Genomic DNA, 15,535 nt, shown 5'->3' with positions numbered 1-15,535 from the left:
CAAGCTGTGCGGGTGCTGTTCTGGTTGCTGCTGAGCGGACTCGCCGCGGGCGGGGTGCTGTGGGTGTCGTGGTGGCTCAACCGCCGTGCGTGGCGGAGTGAGCAGGCCCGGTCCCGGCACTGGCTGCTGACCAACGGCATCGACCCCGGTTCGGCGCCGGTCGACCCGGCGGCCTGGCGCCTCGTCCTGACCCCCGACCTCTCGGCCACCGGGCGGTTCGTCCACGAGGTCGCCGCAGGCCCCACCCGGACCTGGCAGCCGGAGGCCTGACCTCAGACCAGCCCGGTGCGGTGCGCGTAGGCGACGGCCTGCGCGCGGTCGCGCGACCCGGTCTTGGCGAAGAGGTGGTTCACGTGGGTCTTGACCGTCGCCACCGACACGACGAGTTCCCGGGCGATGTCGTGGTTGGACAACCCCTTGGCGATGAGGCGCAGCACGTCGGCCTCGCGCTCGGTCAGCCCGTCCGGTAGTTCCGCCGGCGCGCTCGGGGCCGGGTTCCCCGCCGCGGAGAGCAACCGCGCCTGGACGTCGGCGTCCAGCACGACCTGGTTCGCGGCCGCCGCGTGCAGGGCCCGGGCGATGTCCGCGCGGCCGGCGCTCTTGGTGAGGTAGCCGCGCGCCCCCGCCTGCAGCGCACGGAGGATCGACGCGTCGTCGACGTAGGTCGTCAGCACGACGACGGCCACGTCGGGCTGGGCGGCGACGATCCGCCGGGTCGCCTCGACCCCGTCGACGTTCGGCATCCCGAGGTCCATCAGGACCACGTCGGGGGCGTGCTCCCGCGCCCGCTCGACGGCCTGGGCCCCGTCGGAGGCGGTCGCCACGACCTCGAGGTCCGGCATCAGGTCCAGCAGGGCGACGAGGCCGTCGCGGACGATGGTCTGGTCGTCGGCGACGACCACACGCAGGGGGGAGCTCACCCGAACATCCTCCTCACCATCCGCCTCACTGCGGCACCCGGGCCGTGACCCGCCACCCGCGCTCGTGCGGTCCCGCGGCCAGCGACCCGCCGGTGAGTTCGAGACGCTCGCGCAGACCGGCCAGGCCGAAACCCCCGTCGACGCTGCCCGGTCGGCGCGCGTCGGGGTCCAGCGCACCGCGATCGGTGATGCGCAGCGTGGTGTCCTCCTCGCCGTAGTCGAGGTCCAGCACCACCGGGGACCCCGGCGCGTGCTTCGCGGCGTTGACCAGGGCCTCCTGCGCCGTCCGCAGCAGAGCCACCTCCCCCGCCCCCAGCGGTCGGGGGCGGCCCTGCACGTCCAGCGTCACCTCGCTGCCGTTCTCGCGCGCCCCGGCGGCCAGGGTCGCCAGCGAGTCCGGCAGCGGCGGGGAGTCGACGCGCAACGCGTGCACGGCCTCGCGGGTCTCCTGCAGTCCCCGCGTCGCGAGCTGGTGCGCGGTCCGGACCCGGTGCAGCGCAGCGTCCCGGGTCGCCGCGTCGAGGTCCCCGGAGAGCAGGGCGTCGGCGACCTCCAGCTGGATCGCGAGCCCGCCCAGGGAGTGCGCGAGGACGTCGTGGACCTCGCGGGCGATGCGGGCCCGCTCGGCCAGCGCCGCCGCCCGGGCCTGTTCGCTGCGCGCCTGCTCGGAGGTGCGCAGCAGGTGCCGGGTCTGCTCCTCCTGGTCGCGACGGCCGGCCCGGATCACCCCGCCGAGGACCGCCGACAGCAGACCGGCCGGGTAGCCGAGCACGGCCGAGAGCGGGAAACCCCCGCCCGCGAGCAACCCGAACTGGATGCCCGCCGTCCCGGCCAGGAACGCCGCGACCGCGCCGCCCACCCCGGTGTCGCGCCCCGCGGCGAGACCCGCGATGGCGGCCAGCGCGAAGATCCAGCCGGCCTCGGTGCGCGCCGCGGCGTAGCCCGCCGCGGCCGCGATGACCGCGAGCAGGACGGCCACGACCACGGCCTGGCGACCCGCGAGCCCGGTGGTGCCGCGCATCGACAGCGGCTCGACGACCATCCACGCGATCCACGCCAGCGAGGTGAGCACCAGGGCGGTGACGACGTCGCCCGAGAAGGTCCAGTCCGTGCTCGGGAACGCCACGAGCAGAGCCAGGACGAGCAGGAGTTCCACGGTCCGCAGGGGGACGGTGGTGCGCCTCCACACCGCTCGCAGACCAGCCATGCCCGCGACCCTAGGCCCCGCAGTGGAACTCGTCGTCAGCCCGTCCTCCACCCGGTCTCCACCCGGATCTCCACCCCGGCTCGACTCCCGGGCCGATCCGTCACGGGTCTCCGCCGAGCACCGTGGAGGACATGCCCACCACGGTCCTCACCGTCCTCGTGTCCCTCGCCGTCGTCGTCCTGGTCGTCGCCCGGCGGGCCCGTCCGCGCCCGGTCGCCGAGGAGGCGCTGCGCCGACCGCTGATCCTCAGCGCCGTCGGGCTGTTCCTCCTGCGCGGCACCACCCTCGACGCAGCGGGGATCGCGTTCCTGCTGCTGACGGCCGTCCTCGCCCTCGGGCTCGGCGCAGCCCGCGGAGCGGTCGTGCGCCTCTCCGAGCAGGGCGGCCGGCTGTTCACCAGCTGGGGCCCCGCCTGCTTCGGTCTGCTGGCCGCGCTGATCGTCGTCCGTCTGGGGGTCGACGCCGGCGCCGTGGCCCTCGGGGTGACCTCGACGACCGTCGGGCGGTCGGTGCTCTTCGCCCTCGGCCTCAGCCTGCTCGCCGAGTCGGCCGTCGTGGCCCACCGCACCGGCCGTCCCGCCCTCGCGCTGCGCTGACGTCAGCCGACGTCCATCTTCTGCAACCGCCAGCCCGCGAGGGCCACCGCGACGACGGCGATCCCCGCCAGCACCAGCGCCGAGGCCGTCACCCCACCGGAGGCGACGGTACCCAGGGGCACGTCACCGGGGATGGCCAGCGAGGCCACCCGGCGTCCGTAGGACCCGATGGACAACCCCCGCAGGGCGGGGGCCAGACCGGCCAGGAACGTCTCCCAGAGCACGACGTAGGCCAGCCCCGCGAGCAACCCGCGCCGGGTCAGCAGCGACAGCAGCACGAAGACCCCGCAGTAGGCGGCGGACGTCAGGACCGTCGCCAGCAGGACCCCGCCGAGGACGCGCCCGACGGGCTGGTTCACCGAGATCCCCAGCACGACGCAGGCGATCACCGCCGGCAGGCAGACCACGACGGTCGAGGTCCACGCGGCCGCGAACCGGGCCAGGACGATCTGCCACCGCGGACGGGCGATCGCCCGCAGCAGCGGGAGCGTGCGCCCGTCCCGTTCGTCGCCGAAGGCACCGATCGCCAGCACCAGCGCCACGATCGGCACCACCAGACCGGTGAGCAGGTTCCCGGTGAAGGTGTTCTGCACGCCGTAGCGGGACGGGACGCTGGTGATGCCGATGACGACGAACGCCACGACCGCCACCACCAGCGGCAGCGAGGCGAACCCCGCGGTCCGGCCGCGGAAGAGGATCCCCCGCAGGGAGAACCCGTAGAGACTGGTCGAGAAGTTCATCGTCCCGCTCCCCTCGCGGCCCGCACCAGGTGCGCGAACACGCTCTCCAGGTCCTCTCCGACCCCTTCGACCCGACGCAACGTCGTGCCCGACTCCCGGGCGAGACGCGGTACCGCCTCGGCCAGCGCCACCGCCCGCGGCGCCTCGACGAGGACCCCGGTGCGACCGGCGCCCTCCCGGCGCACCGACTCCACCAGACCCGCCGCGAGCAGCATCCCCGCGAGCTCCAGCACGCGGTCCCCCTCGAGGCGGACCGTGCGCGGCCGGTCGACGAGCAGTTCCCGGATCCCCGCGGGTTCCCCCTCGGCGACGAGCCGGCCGTTGACGACGACCAGCACGCGGTGCGCCATCCGTTCGACCTCGGAGAGGACGTGCGAACTCACCAGCACCGTCCGCCCCTCGGCGCCGAGCGCCGCGAGGAGGTCGACGTCGGCCCGGCGCTGCGCCGGGTCCAGGCCGTTCAGCGGTTCGTCGAGCAGCAGCACCTGCGGGTCGTGCACGAGCGCCTGGGCGAGCTTCACGCGCTGGCGCATCCCCTTGGAGAACCCCCCGACCCGCCGGTCCGCGGCCTCGGTCAACCCGACGCGGTGCAGGACGTCCTGCGTGGCGGAGCGGGGGTTCCCCACCCCGCGCTGCCGGGCGAGGAACTCGACCTGGGTGCGGGCGCTGGCGTGGGCCCAGGTGGCCTCGCCGTCGGCGACGATCCCCAGCCCGCGGTGGACCTCGGGATCACGGTGCGGGTCGCGGCCGAGGACCCGCACGGTCCCCTGGCTCGGCCGGGTCCCCCCGGCCAGCACCTGCAGCGCGGTCGACTTGCCGGCCCCGTTGTGCCCGAGCAGCCCCGTGACGCCCGCGTCGATGTGCACGGTGACGTCGGAGAGGGCCACGGTGTCGCCGAACCACTTGCTGACCCCGTCGAACTCGATGGCGCTCACGCGTCGCTCCCCCGTGCGTAGCGGCCGGCGAGGACGGACAGCCCACCGACCACGACGACGAACCAGACGACCCAGGCCAGGACGCCCGGGTCCCCCAGCCCACCGCCGATGAAGGTGGTCGCCAACCGGATCGGGCCGCTGGAGGGGTCCAACGAGAACGGCCACTCCTCGCCGGTCACGGTCGCCACGACCCCCGTCAACGCGGGACCGACGAGCACCACCGCGAGGTACCCACCGACGGCGAACACGCGACGGGAGGTGAGCGACCCGATGGCCAGCCCCAGGCTGGTGTGGAACAACGCCACCAGGAGACCGGCTCCGACGATCCGGGGCAGGTCGGCGACGTGGTCGGTGAACCAGGCACCGGGGGCGTCCGCGGTGGCGATGGACCCGACGAAGAGCACGAGCATCGGTCCCAGCACGATGAGCACCAGGAGGAAGAGCGCGGCGAGGAACACCCCCACGACGTACTCGAACCACGAGAACGCGGTGGCGAAGTACAACGACAGCACCCGGTCGCGCCGGTCGCGGGTCAGCATCGAGGGGATCGACGTCGCCACGAAGGCCAGCAGCACGACCGAGTTCGTCGTCAGCAGTTGCGGGTAGCCGATGAGGTCGGTGGGCTGCACGTTGACGGCCGGGACGAGCAACGGGACGGCGACGACGGCCAGCGCCGGCAGGTAGGCCACGGCCAGCAGCAGGAACGGCCAGATCTTCGCACTCGCACTGCGCCGCAACCCGAGCGGACGGCGGATCCCGCTCGCCACGAAACTCCCCACCGCGGAGCTGCGGGGCTTCAGGGCTCCGGAGTACCGCGAATACCTGATGTCGTGCAGGACGGCACGTGGTGTCTCGTCGACGACGGCACGCGGTTCAGCCACGGGGTCCCCCGCCCATCGCGTCGACGACGAGGTCCTCGAGACCCCGCGAGGCGGGCACCAGCCGTTCCACGCCCACCCCGAGTTCCGCGGCGAGGTCCCGCACCTGGTCCAGGGCCGCGTCCGGGCTGGAACTCATGCCGATGTCTCCTGTCGTGGTGGGGGCCAGTCGCACCCCGTGCTGCGCGACCCGGGGTTCCAGGGCCGCGGCGAACGCGCCGACGTCACCGCTCACCCGCAGTTCCACCGCGCCCGACGGGTCGTGCCCGACGACGACGAGCCGTTGCGCGGCCAGGGTTCCCGAGCGCAGCACCACGACCTCGTCGCAGGTCCGTTCGATGTCGTCGAGGACGTGCGAGCTGGCGATGACCCGGATGCCGAGTTCGAGCGACAACCGGCGCACGATGGCGAGCATCTCCTCGCGACCGGCCGGGTCGAGGCCGGAGGTGGGTTCGTCGAGCAGGACGAGGTCGGGTCCGTGGACGAGGGCCTGGGCGAGTTTCGTGCGCTGCTGCATGCCGAGGGAGTACGAACCGACCGGACGACGGCGTTCCTCCTCCAACCCCACCGCGAAGAGGACCTCGCTGGTGCGGCGGACCGCGTCCCGACGACCCAGACCCCGCATCCGGGCGAGCTGGACGCAGACGTCCTGGGCGGACATGTCGGCCGGCAGGCAGGGGTGCTCGGGCATGAACCCCACCCGGCGGCGGACCTCGTCGCGCTGGCGGACCGCGTCGAGGCCCAGCACCCGCACCGTCCCCGTGTCCGGGCGCGTCAGCCCGAGGGCGGTGCGCAGCAGCGTCGACTTCCCGGCCCCGTTGGCGCCCAGCAACCCGGTGGCCCCCGCGGTCAGCGACATCGTCAGACCGTCGAGGGCCTGGACGGTGCCGAACCGCTTGCCGACGTCGAGGCACTCCAGTCCCGGTGAACCCTGATCACTCACGCGCCCATCAGAGCACTCACAGCCACGCCGTGCGTCCCTCCTTCGACGCGCGGCGCGTCAATCCTTCGGGAACCATCACGAGGTGTTCACCAGCAAAGCGGACGTCTGCGTCGTCGGTTCCGGGTCGGGCGGGAAGATGGTCGCCCAGCAACTGGCGCAGGCGGGGCGACGGGTCGTCCTGGTCGACGGGGGGTTCATCGGCGGTTTCTGCCCCTACGTCGCCTGCGTCCCGGCGAAGTCGCTGCTGCTGTCGGCCCGCGCCGCCCTGTCGTGGACCGCCGCCCGGGCCGTGCGGGACGAAGCCGCGTCCCAACGGGACGACACCGCCGCGGCGGCGGAACTGGAGGCCGACGGCGTCGAGGTGGTGCGGGGGTACGCGCGCTCGCTCGGTCCGGGACGGGTCGAGCTGGACGACCGCGCGGTCGAGGCGGGGGTGGTCGTCGTCGCGACCGGGAGTTCCGCCGTGCTGCCGCCGCTCCCCGGTCTCGCCGGGGCCCCGACGTGGACCTCCGAGGAGGCGCTGAGCGCGGCGGACCTGCCCGAGCGCCTCGTGGTGCTCGGCGGCGGGCCGGTCGCCTGCGAACTCGCGCAGGCCTACCGCGGGGTCGGCAGCGAGGTCACCCTCGTGCAGCGCGGACCGCACCTGCTCTCGCGCGAACCGGCGTGGGTCGGTGACGTGCTCGCCGACGCCCTCGCCGCCGACGGGGTGGACGTGCGCCGCGGCGACCCGGCCACCGCGGTGGAGCAGCACGACGGCTGGCGGCTGCGGCTGGAGTCCGGGGCGCTGATCCCGTTCGACCGCCTGCTGGTCGCGACCGGCCGCGCACCGGTCACCGAGGGTCTCGGCCTGGACGAGGAGTGGCTGAGCGACTCGGGGCACGTGCGCACGAATGCCCGGTGCCGGGTGGTCGACGCGTCCGGGACGGTCGTCGAGGGTCTGTTCGCCGTCGGCGACGTCACCGGCATCTCGGACTACACGCACACCGCGAACCACCAGGCCCGCACGGTCGTGGGCGAGGTGCTCGGCCGCGGGCGCGACGCGGACTACTCCGCGGTCCCCCGCGCCGTCTACACCGACCCGACCGTGTTCTGCACCGGGGACACCTCGGGCGGGGAGGGGGTCCGTTCGGCCCGGTTCCCGCTGCGCGACGTCGAACGCTCCGCCCTCGTCGAACTCTCCCGCCCCCGCCAGGTCACCGGTGGGGTCGAGCTCTTCGCCCGCGACGGTGTCCTCGTGGGGGCGGCCTGCGTCGGCCCGGACGCCGACTCGTGGGGTGCGGAACTCTCCCTCGCCGTCCGGGCCCGGCTCACCGTCGACCTCCTCGCCCACCACGTCCGGGCGTTCCCGACCTGGTCGGAGGCGATCTTCCCGGCGCTGGAGGAACTGCAGGGCTGAACCGGCGCGGGGACGCTCAGTCGGGCAGGTCGAGGCTGGACCCGGCGAAGCGGTCGGTGAGGAACAACCCGTTGACCACCAGGCCGGAGGCGTCCTCGAGCACCGCCGCGTCGTGCAGGCGGGTGACGGCCTCGAGCAGGACCCCGAGCTGGTCCAGCAGGAGCTGCTCGGCCGTTCCCGCACCCGGCAGGACGTGGCTGCGGGCCCACTCCCGCGGCAGGACCGCGAAGGCCCGCAACGTGTCCGGCAGGTAGTCCACCGCCGCGCTCCGCACCGCCAGCCGGGCCGGATCGACACCCCCGCCCGCGACGCGCGGCACGGTGTCCAGCAGGCGGTCCACGAGAGCCTGGACCAGCGGGAGCGCCGCGTCGGGCACCAGCCCCCGGGCCCGGGCGGGCAGGGACCGCAGACTGCCGGTGACGTCCGCAGGGTCGACGAGCAACGCGTCGGCCGCCGGCGCCAGACCGAGCGCGGCGAGCGCGCGGGCCGCGGCGGCGGAACCACCCGCCGTGCTCGCCGCGAGGTCGGCCACGCCGGCGGCCAGCAGTTCGAGGAACTCCCCCACCGGGACGTCGCGGCGCGCGATCGTCACCCCCCGCACCACCCGCTGCGCCGTCGCCGTCAACCCCGGACCGCCGACCTGCACGCTCAGCAGCGCGGACGGCAGGGTGAGCCGGAGCGAGCGCACCGCACCCGCTCGCCCGGCCACCCGGTCGCCCAGCGAGCGGTGCCGTTGCACGACGAGGGTGCCCGCGGCTGCGGGCCCCAGCACCCGGGACAGGGAGACGGCCAGGCGTTCCAGGAACTCCGCGGCGTCCTCCGGGGTCGTGGGCGCGGCGAACGCAGGACTCACCGCGGCCCGTCCGTGAGGGGCAGCACCAGCGACGGTCTGGCGATGGTGTGGTCCGCACGCAACGGGCGGACCGCGGTGCCGATGGCGAAGAACTCCGTGGTGTGCCCACCCCAGCGGTGCGGCAACGACAGGAGCTGGACGCCGACGATGCCCTCGGCCTGCAGCGCCTCGGCCTCGGCCTGCATGCGGCTCATCGCGAGCTCACGGGCTTCGTAGAGGGCTTCGGTGTACTGCTCGATCTCGACGTTGCTGCCGACGGTGCTCATCGAGGCGAGGACCCCGCGGTGGGCGATGTGGTAGACGCAGGTACCCATCACCAGGCCGAGCGGGGCGTACCCGGCCTGCACGAGGGTCCAGAAGTCCTGTCCGGACAGGTCGGAGGTGAAGGGCAGCCCGTGCACGGTGCGCCAGGTCCCGCTGGGCGGCGGTTCGTCGGCGACGACGGCGGTGCCGATGGCCAGGAACTCCGCGAGGTCGTTGCCGTACTCCTTGAACTCGATCTCCAGGCGCACCCCGACGATGCCGTCGGCGCCGAGTTCCGCGGCCTCGGCCTCCATCCTCGTCATCGCGAGTTCCCGTGCGTGGTACATCGCCTGGGTGAGCTTGTCGAGTTCCATGTTCTTGCTCCAGCGTCCGACCTGCAGCCCGACGTGGTAGACGCTGGAACCCAGCACGAGCCCGACGGGACGGAACCCGGCCTCGCGCACGAGCAGGAACTCGTTGACGCTGAGGTCGGAGGTGAACAGGGCCCGGCCGTGGTCACCGCGCATCCCCTCGAGGCGTTCACGCGCGTCGGGGGGCAGGTGGACGTCGGCCAGCGGGGGGACGTCGGATCCGGTGCTCACGGGGTGCTCCTCAACGGTTCAGGGGTAGGACGGTCAGGACGGCGGGGGCCCGCCCGGCGCCGGGGGATCCCACCTCGGTGAGCAGGGTTCCGGTGAAGGAAGCCTCGGCGTGCAGGTCCTTCCCGTCGCCGCACGGGGTCTCGAAGGTCCCGAGGCGGACGTCGTCGACCACCACGTGGCCGCTCCCGTGCCGACGGGCGTCAGACCGCGGCGGGCGTCGGCGCGGGCGCGGGTGAGCAGTTCCGTCAGCCCGTCGACCTCGTTGCCGCTCCAGCTGCTCCGCTGCTGCACCATCAACGGGTCCTCGTGCTTCGTGGCGACCGAGAGGCCCCGCACCAGCGCCCGGGGGGCGAAGCCCGACCCCATCGCGGCGGCGACGTCCTCGGCGCTGAGTCCGGCGCACCAGAGCGTTCCCGGGGCCGTGCGGTCGAGTTCGCGGACCGCTGTCCCTCGTGCGGTGAACTCCACGGCGGTGCCGTCGAGGTGGGCGCGGGTGGTGCGGACCCCCACGACACCGTCGGCCCCGAGGGCGCGCGCCTCCGCCAGCATCCGGTCCAGCGCCCCGTGCCAGGCGGCGTCGACGGCGCGCACGTAGGGGCCCGAGCCGTTCCGGAGTCCGCCGGGGTCGCCGGTGGTCACGACCGGGCTCGTCCACCCCCAGGCCCCGGGACCGGAGGTGGTCGCCCACGCACCGCAGAAACCCCGCTCCAGCCGAGGTTCATGACCAGGCACCCGAACACCTCCCCCACCGGGGCCAGGCCCGCCGCCGCGACGGCCGCGGCGCCGGGTGCGGAGAGGAACGAGCCGGTGGCCCCGCCGGCCCGTTGCCGGGTGACGCGGGCCAGGGCCGCCGGGGGCAGGCCACCCGCCCAAGGACTCACGTGTTCGCCGTACCGGGCCGGAGGACCATCCACCCAGCCTAGGCAGGCGCCCGGCGAGGGCAAGCGTTTCCGCGGAACTCCCAGCCGATGCGCAGGAAACCCGCGGTCAGAGCGGCAGGTGCCGCTCGGCGGGACCGTCGTAGGCGGAGAGCGGCCGGATGAGGGAGTTCGCCGCCCGTTGCTCCACCACGTGCGCGGTCCAGCCGACGACCCGCGCGGCGACGAAGATCGGCGTGAACAGCGCGGTGTCGAAACCCATGAGGTGGTAGGCCGGTCCCGAGGGGTAGTCCAGGTTCGGCAGGATGTTCTTCGCCGAGGTCATGGCCTCCTCGAGCGCGTCGTAGAGGTCGAGGACGTCCTGGCGTCCCATGTCCCCCGCCAGCACCTGCAGCGCGGCGTGCATGCTGGGCACCCGGGAGTCCCCGGACCGGTAGACCCGGTGGCCAAAACCCATGATCTTGCGGCGTTGCGCCAGCGCGGCGTCCAGCCACCGCCGGGCCCGCTCGGCGGAACCCTCGCCCAGGCCGATCTCCTCGAACACCTGCCAGACGGCCTCGTTCGCACCACCGTGCAGCGGACCCTTGAGCGCGCCGATCGCGGCGACCACCGCGGAGTGCAGGTCGGACAACGTCGACGTCACGACCCGGGCCGTGAACGTCGAGGCGTTGAAGGAGTGCTCGGCGTAGAGGACGAGGGACACCTCGAAGGCGCGGACCACGCCCGCGTCGGGTTCCTCGCCGAACGTCATCCAGAGGAAGTTCGCCGCGTAGCCCAGGTCGTCGCGCGGCGGGACGGGTTCCAGACCGCGGGTGCGGCGCTGGGCGTGGGCGACGACGGCCGGCAGCGCCGCGAACAACCGTTGCGCCTTGGCGAACTCGACGTCGGGGGCCGAGTCCCCGGCCTGCGGGTCGAGGGCGCCGAGGACGCTGACCGCGGTCCGCAGGACGTCCATGGGGTGCGCGGCGAGCGGGAGTTCGTCGACGACGCGGCGGACCCGTGCGTCCAGGGCCCGTCCCGCGCGTTCGGAGGCCGTGAAGGCCGCGAGTTCCTCACGGTCGGGCAGGTCACCGCGCCACAGCAACCAGGCGACCTGTTCGAACGAGCAGTGCTCGGCGAGTTCCTGGACGGGGTAGCCCCGGTAGAGCAACGAGTTCGTCGCGGGGTTCACCTTGGAGATCGCGGTCGTGTCGGCGACGACACCGGCGAGCCCCTTGTGGATCTCGGGCGGGGTGGGATCGGGATCGGGTGTGGTCGTCATGGTCGGTTCCTCCGCGTCATCGCGATCGGTTGCCTTCGAGACTGAAGTCGTAGACGCCGGAGTCGAAGTCGCCGTAGCCGGCGTAGTCGACGAGGTCGTACAGCTCGGCCCGGGTCTGCATGCCGGGAACCTGTCCCGCCAGCGAACCGATCGCGAGGAGGTCGTCGAGGGCCCGGTCCGCCGTGCCCATCGCCAGGCGCAGCAACGAGACCGGGTGGATGACGATCCGCACGCCGACGTCGCGCAGCTGCTCGTGGGTGAAGAGGTCGCTGCGGCCGAACTCCGTCATGTTCGCGAGGATCGGGACGTCGACGGCCGCGCAGATCGCCTCGAACTCGGCGAGGTCCGCCATGGCCTCGGCGAAGATCGCGTCGGCCCCCGCGTCCGCGAGCTGCTTCGCCCGCTGCACGGCCGCGTCCATCCCCTCGACCCCGCGCACGTCGGTGCGGGCGACGACGAGGAAGTCGGGGTCGCGCCGGGCGTCGACGGCGGCCCGGATCCGGCGCAACGCCGTCGCCTCGTCGACGACGGCCTTGCCCTCGAGGTGGCCGCAGCGCTTCGGGTTCACCTGGTCCTCGACGTGCATCCCGGCGACCCCGGCGTCCTCCATGGTCTGGACGGTGCGGGCGACGTTGAGGGGTTCGCCGAAACCGGTGTCGGCGTCGACGAGGACGGGGAGGTCGGTGACCCGGGCGATCTGCGCGGACCTGCCCGCGACCTCGGTGAGCGTCGTGAGCCCGATGTCGGGCAACCCGAGATCCGCGGCGAGCACGGCCCCGGACACGTACACCCCCTCGAAACCCTTGCGCTGGATCAGCCGGGCGGACAGGGGGTTGAACGCCCCCGGCAGGCGGAGGAGCTCACCCGAGGCGAGCGCCGCCCGGAACGTGGCACGTTTCGCGGTGGGGGTGGTGGTGGAGAACAGCACGGGGCCTCCTCAGAACAGACCGGTGGGGAGCGGGACCCGGGCGAGGTAGCTCGCCGGGGCGGTGACGTTCAGCGCCCGGACCCCGGCGGCGTCGAGGCCCGGGAGTTCGGTGACGAGACGGGTGACCCGCTCGACCTCGGAGGGGTCGAGGACCCCCTCGGCCAGGGTCGCGAACTTCGCGCTGTACTGCTCCCAGGTGAAGGGGTGCGCCCCGAGCGGGTGCGCGTCGGCGACGGCGATCTCGGCGACGACGGTCGAACCGTCGGTGAGCGTCGCGACGAGGCGACCGCCGAACGCCTTCTCCGCCGGGTCGGTGGAGTGGTAGCGGGCGGTCCACGCAGGGTCCTCCGTCGTCGACACCTTGCGCCACAGGGCGACCGTGTCCGGGCGCTGGGCCCGCTCGGGGGCGTAGGAGTCGGCGTGGTGCCAGGTCCCGTCCTGCAGGGCGACGGTGAAGATGTAGGGCACCGAGTGGTCCAGCGTCTCCCGGCTGGCCGTCGGGTCGTACTTCTGCGGGTCGTTCGCGCCGGAGCCGATGACGACGTGGGTGTGGTGGCTGGTGTGCAGCACCATCGAGACCACGTTCGCCGGGTCGACCAGTTCGGGGTGCTCGCGGTGCAACCGGCGGGCGAGGTCGATGATCGCCTGCGCCTGGTACTCCGCGGAGTGCTCCTTGGTGTAGGTGTCGAGGATCGCGCGCTTCGCCTCACCGGGTTCCGGCAGCGGCACCTCGTAGACCGCGTCCGGTCCGTCCAGCAGCCAGGCGATCACCCCGTCCTCGCCCTCGTAGATCGGCGCCGGGCTCGTCTGCCCGCGCATCGCGCGGTCCACCGCCTCGACGGCGACCTTGCCCGCGAACGCCGGGGCGTGGGCCTTCCACGTCGAGATCGCGCCCTTGCGGGACTGCCGCGTGGCCGTCGTCGTGTGCAGCGCCTGACCGATCGCCTGGTGGACGACCTCCTGGGACAACCCCAGCATCGTGCCGAGACCCGCCGCGACGGACGGCCCGAGGTGCGCGACGTGGTCGATCTTGTGGCGGTGCAACGAGATCGCCCGCACCAGGTCCACCTGCACCTCGTAGCCCGTGACGATCCCCCGCAGCAGGGCCGCCCCGTCGAGGCCGAGGTGCTGGGCCACCGCGACGAGGGCGGGGACGTTGTCGCCGGGGTGGGAGTACTCCGCGGCGAGGAACGTGTCGTGGAAGTCGAGTTCGCGGACCGCGACCCCGTTGGCCCAGGCCGCCCACTCCGGGGACACGGCCTCACCGGTCCCCACGACGAGCGCCCCGCGCCCCCCGCGCGAGGGCGGGTGGGCCAGCGCCTGGGACCGGGCCGCGACGACCGGCGCCCGCAGCAGCGAGGCCGCGGACACGGCCGCGTTGTCGAGGACCCGGTTCACGACCATCTCGGCCACGTCGTCCTCGACCGCGACCGGGTCGGTGGCGACCCGGGCCAACTGCCAGGCGAGTTCGTCCTCGCGGGCGAAGTCCTCGTCGCTGCGGTGGACCCTGACCTCGTGCTGCTTCACGCACTGACCTCTTCCTCGATGGATCCGTGCCGGAGCGCGGAGCTGAAGTGGGACCTGCTGCGGTGCAGGTGGACGTGCACGGCGTGGGCGGCGAGGTCGGCGTCCCCGAGGGCGATCGCCTCGGCGATGAGCTGGTGCTCGGCGGCCGCGGCCGACAACCGCGCCGGGTCGTGGCGGGCGAGGCGGCGGATGCGCACCAGGTGGGTGCGCACCGCGGCGAGCGCCTGCTGCAACCAGGGGTTCGCGACGGCGGCGTCGATGGCCTCGTCGAAGCGGGCCGTCAGCTCGTAGTAGCGGTCGAGACCCGCTTCGCCCGCCCCGAGCAGTTCGGGCGCCCGGGCGAACCCGCGGGCGAACTCCGCGAACTCCGCGGCGTCCCGGCGCTGGGCCGCGAGCCGCGCGGCCTTGACCTCCAGGGCCTCGCGCACGTCGTAGAGCTGCTCGACCGCCCCCGGGTCGAGAGGGGCCACGACGAGACCGCGACCCGGCAGGGGCTGCGCGAGACCGTCGGCGACGAGGCGGGCGAAGGCCTCGCGGACCGGGGTGCGCGACACCTCGAGGCGGACGCTCTGGTCCACCTCGGCGAGCGGCGCCCCCGGCGCCAGGACCCCGTCGAGGACGTCCTGACGGAGCCGGCCGTAGACCCGCTCCGTCGTCCCTCCCCGCCGCTGTGCATGCACACGAGCACCATGGACCGCCGATCTACGGTCGTCAAGCGCTCAGTGCATGCAGAAGCAGGCGTCAGGGCCCGTAGGTGGCGACGACCGGGGCGTGGTCGGAGAACCGCTCGGCGTAGGTCGCCGCGCGGTCGGTCTCGACGGAGGTCAGCCGCACTGCGAGACCGGGGGTGACGAGCTGGTAGTCGATGCGCCAGCCGGTGTCGTTGTCGAAGGCCTGCCCGCGCCAGGACCACCAGGCGTACGGGCCGTCGACGTCACCGGCGACGCTGCGCTGGGTGTCGACCCAGCCGAGGGTGTCGAACCAGTGGTCGAAGTGGGCGCGCTCGTCCTCGAGGAACCCGGCCTTGTTCCGGTTGCCCTTCCAGTTCTTGATGTCGCGTTCGGTGTGCCCGACGTTCAGGTCACCCGCGACGAGGGCCTCGCGGCCGGTCTCCTGCGCGATCCGGCCGAGTTCGGCGAAGCGGACGTCCATGGCGTCGAGGAAGCGGTACTTGTCGTCCTGCTGCGGGGTTCCGACCTCGCCGGAGTGGACGTAGGCGCTGACGAAGGTCATCGGCCCGACGGCGGTGTCGACGTCGACCTCGATCCAGCGGCCGGAGGTCTCGAAGTGGGGGTCGTGGGCGAACCCGATGCGCACGGCGGAGAACTCCGCCCTCGACGCGATCGCCACCCCGGCCCGCCCCTTCGCGGCCGCCTCGGTGTGCGCGACGTGCACGAAGCCCGGCAGGGCCTTGCGCAGTTCCTCGTCGGGGGCGCGGACCTCCTGGAGCAGCACGACGTCGGGGTCGCGCACGTCCAGCCAGGGGTGCATCCCGCGCCGGACGGCGGCGCGGACACCGTTGACGTTGATCGTCGCGACGGTGATCGACTTCTTCTTCCGAGGCACGCCGCGGACCCTACCCGCCCCCTCCGACACCAACTCCTGGGGAGCTTTCCACCCTTCCGAAG

18 protein-coding genes are annotated in these 15,535 nt (G+C 73.6%); 3 read left to right on the top strand and 15 right to left on the bottom strand.

Features of this window, described 5'->3' with window-relative positions; translation table 11 throughout:
• Positions 1-12: 12 nt before the first annotated feature.
• On the top strand, positions 13-270 hold the full coding sequence (locus ACFQ46_RS09725) for a hypothetical protein (RefSeq protein ID WP_380259315.1): 258 nt from the start codon (positions 13-15) through the stop codon (positions 268-270).
• Positions 271-272: 2 nt separating this feature from the next.
• Here the strand turns inward: ACFQ46_RS09725 and ACFQ46_RS09720 are convergent, their stop codons facing one another.
• Both ACFQ46_RS09720 and ACFQ46_RS09715 read right to left on the bottom strand, forming a co-directional pair.
• Entirely contained in the window at positions 273-920 is a 648-nt protein-coding gene (locus ACFQ46_RS09720) for a response regulator (protein WP_380259314.1), read from the bottom strand.
• 25 nt (positions 921-945) lie between these two features.
• Positions 946-2,127 carry a sensor histidine kinase gene (locus ACFQ46_RS09715; protein WP_380259313.1) on the bottom strand — a complete coding sequence of 394 codons (1,182 nt, stop codon included), beginning with the start codon at positions 2,125-2,127 and terminating at the stop codon, positions 946-948.
• Positions 2,128-2,258: 131 nt separating this feature from the next.
• On the opposite strand from ACFQ46_RS09715, the gene ACFQ46_RS09710 reads away from it, so the two are divergent.
• The gene (locus ACFQ46_RS09710; RefSeq protein WP_380259312.1) at positions 2,259-2,723 is read left to right on the top strand and encodes a hypothetical protein; all 465 of its coding nucleotides are present in this window, start codon (positions 2,259-2,261) and stop codon (positions 2,721-2,723) included.
• Between the two features lie 2 nt (positions 2,724-2,725).
• On the opposite strand, the gene ACFQ46_RS09705 is transcribed toward ACFQ46_RS09710, so the two are convergent.
• The 4 genes from ACFQ46_RS09705 to ACFQ46_RS09690 are packed head-to-tail and all read right to left on the bottom strand — an operon-like array spanning position 2,726 to position 6,219.
• A complete protein-coding gene (locus ACFQ46_RS09705; protein WP_380259311.1) occupies positions 2,726-3,463 on the bottom strand; it encodes an ABC transporter permease subunit in 738 nt (245 codons plus the stop codon).
• Positions 3,460-4,398 (bottom strand): ABC transporter ATP-binding protein, encoded by a 939-nt coding sequence (locus ACFQ46_RS09700; RefSeq protein WP_380259310.1) that lies wholly within the window; start codon positions 4,396-4,398, stop codon positions 3,460-3,462. The genes ACFQ46_RS09705 and ACFQ46_RS09700 overlap by 4 nt, the downstream gene beginning before the upstream one ends.
• Positions 4,395-5,279 carry a hypothetical protein gene (locus ACFQ46_RS09695; RefSeq protein WP_380259309.1) on the bottom strand — a complete coding sequence of 295 codons (885 nt, stop codon included), beginning with the start codon at positions 5,277-5,279 and terminating at the stop codon, positions 4,395-4,397. The genes ACFQ46_RS09700 and ACFQ46_RS09695 overlap by 4 nt, the downstream gene beginning before the upstream one ends.
• Positions 5,272-6,219: an ABC transporter ATP-binding protein gene (locus ACFQ46_RS09690; RefSeq protein ID WP_380259308.1), complete on the bottom strand. Its 948-nt coding sequence runs from the start codon at positions 6,217-6,219 to the stop codon at positions 5,272-5,274. Before ACFQ46_RS09690 ends, ACFQ46_RS09695 begins: the two co-directional genes overlap by 8 nt.
• An 82-nt stretch (positions 6,220-6,301) precedes the next feature.
• Between ACFQ46_RS09690 and ACFQ46_RS09685 the strand changes: the two genes are divergently transcribed.
• Positions 6,302-7,615 (top strand): dihydrolipoyl dehydrogenase family protein, encoded by a 1,314-nt coding sequence (locus ACFQ46_RS09685; protein WP_380259307.1) that lies wholly within the window; start codon positions 6,302-6,304, stop codon positions 7,613-7,615.
• Between the two features lie 16 nt (positions 7,616-7,631).
• On the opposite strand, the gene ACFQ46_RS09680 is transcribed toward ACFQ46_RS09685, so the two are convergent.
• The 9 genes from ACFQ46_RS09680 to ACFQ46_RS09640 all read right to left on the bottom strand — a co-directional run bounded on the left by ACFQ46_RS09680 (position 7,632) and on the right by ACFQ46_RS09640 (position 15,473).
• A complete protein-coding gene (locus ACFQ46_RS09680) occupies positions 7,632-8,468 on the bottom strand; it encodes a hypothetical protein (protein ID WP_380259306.1) in 837 nt (278 codons plus the stop codon).
• Entirely contained in the window at positions 8,465-9,238 is a 774-nt protein-coding gene (locus tag ACFQ46_RS09675; RefSeq protein ID WP_380259472.1) for a heavy metal-binding domain-containing protein, read from the bottom strand. The genes ACFQ46_RS09680 and ACFQ46_RS09675 overlap by 4 nt, the downstream gene beginning before the upstream one ends.
• A gap of 108 nt (positions 9,239-9,346) precedes the next feature.
• Positions 9,347-9,952, bottom strand: a complete 606-nt coding sequence (locus ACFQ46_RS09670; protein ID WP_380259305.1) for a heavy metal-binding domain-containing protein — start codon at positions 9,950-9,952, stop codon at positions 9,347-9,349.
• Positions 9,949-10,194: a hypothetical protein gene (locus tag ACFQ46_RS09665; RefSeq protein WP_380259304.1), complete on the bottom strand. Its 246-nt coding sequence runs from the start codon at positions 10,192-10,194 to the stop codon at positions 9,949-9,951. The genes ACFQ46_RS09670 and ACFQ46_RS09665 overlap by 4 nt, the downstream gene beginning before the upstream one ends.
• A gap of 106 nt (positions 10,195-10,300) precedes the next feature.
• Positions 10,301-11,452 carry a bifunctional 2-methylcitrate synthase/citrate synthase gene (locus ACFQ46_RS09660; protein ID WP_380259303.1) on the bottom strand — a complete coding sequence of 384 codons (1,152 nt, stop codon included), beginning with the start codon at positions 11,450-11,452 and terminating at the stop codon, positions 10,301-10,303.
• 16 nt (positions 11,453-11,468) lie between these two features.
• Positions 11,469-12,380 carry a methylisocitrate lyase gene (gene prpB / locus ACFQ46_RS09655; protein WP_380259302.1) on the bottom strand — a complete coding sequence of 304 codons (912 nt, stop codon included), beginning with the start codon at positions 12,378-12,380 and terminating at the stop codon, positions 11,469-11,471.
• Between the two features lie 9 nt (positions 12,381-12,389).
• Positions 12,390-13,907, bottom strand: a complete 1,518-nt coding sequence (locus ACFQ46_RS09650) for an MmgE/PrpD family protein (protein WP_380259301.1) — start codon at positions 13,905-13,907, stop codon at positions 12,390-12,392.
• Positions 13,904-14,587: a GntR family transcriptional regulator gene (locus tag ACFQ46_RS09645; RefSeq protein WP_380259300.1), complete on the bottom strand. Its 684-nt coding sequence runs from the start codon at positions 14,585-14,587 to the stop codon at positions 13,904-13,906. The genes ACFQ46_RS09650 and ACFQ46_RS09645 overlap by 4 nt, the downstream gene beginning before the upstream one ends.
• A 61-nt stretch (positions 14,588-14,648) precedes the next feature.
• Positions 14,649-15,473, bottom strand: coding sequence for an exodeoxyribonuclease III (locus tag ACFQ46_RS09640; protein WP_380259299.1), 825 nt, complete (start codon positions 15,471-15,473; stop codon positions 14,649-14,651).
• Positions 15,474-15,535: the final 62 nt, after the last annotated feature.

Source organism: Kineococcus sp. GCM10028916, from assembly GCF_042674865.1.
GTDB lineage: Bacteria > Actinomycetota > Actinomycetes > Actinomycetales > Kineococcaceae > Kineococcus.
This window is presented reverse-complemented; position numbering and strand designations above follow the sequence as displayed.

Coding starts and splice junctions, on each gene's coding strand:
- ACFQ46_RS09715 (WP_380259313.1), bottom strand. CDS start 2,127: ATGGCTGGTCTGCGAGCGGTGTGGAGGCGCACCACCGTCCCCCTGCGG.
- ACFQ46_RS09710 (WP_380259312.1), top strand. CDS start 2,259: ATGCCCACCACGGTCCTCACCGTCCTCGTGTCCCTCGCCGTCGTCGTC.
- ACFQ46_RS09705 (WP_380259311.1), bottom strand. CDS start 3,463: ATGAACTTCTCGACCAGTCTCTACGGGTTCTCCCTGCGGGGGATCCTC.
- ACFQ46_RS09675 (WP_380259472.1), bottom strand. CDS start 9,238: ATGCGCGGTGACCACGGCCGGGCCCTGTTCACCTCCGACCTCAGCGTC.
- ACFQ46_RS09660 (WP_380259303.1), bottom strand. CDS start 11,452: ATGACGACCACACCCGATCCCGATCCCACCCCGCCCGAGATCCACAAG.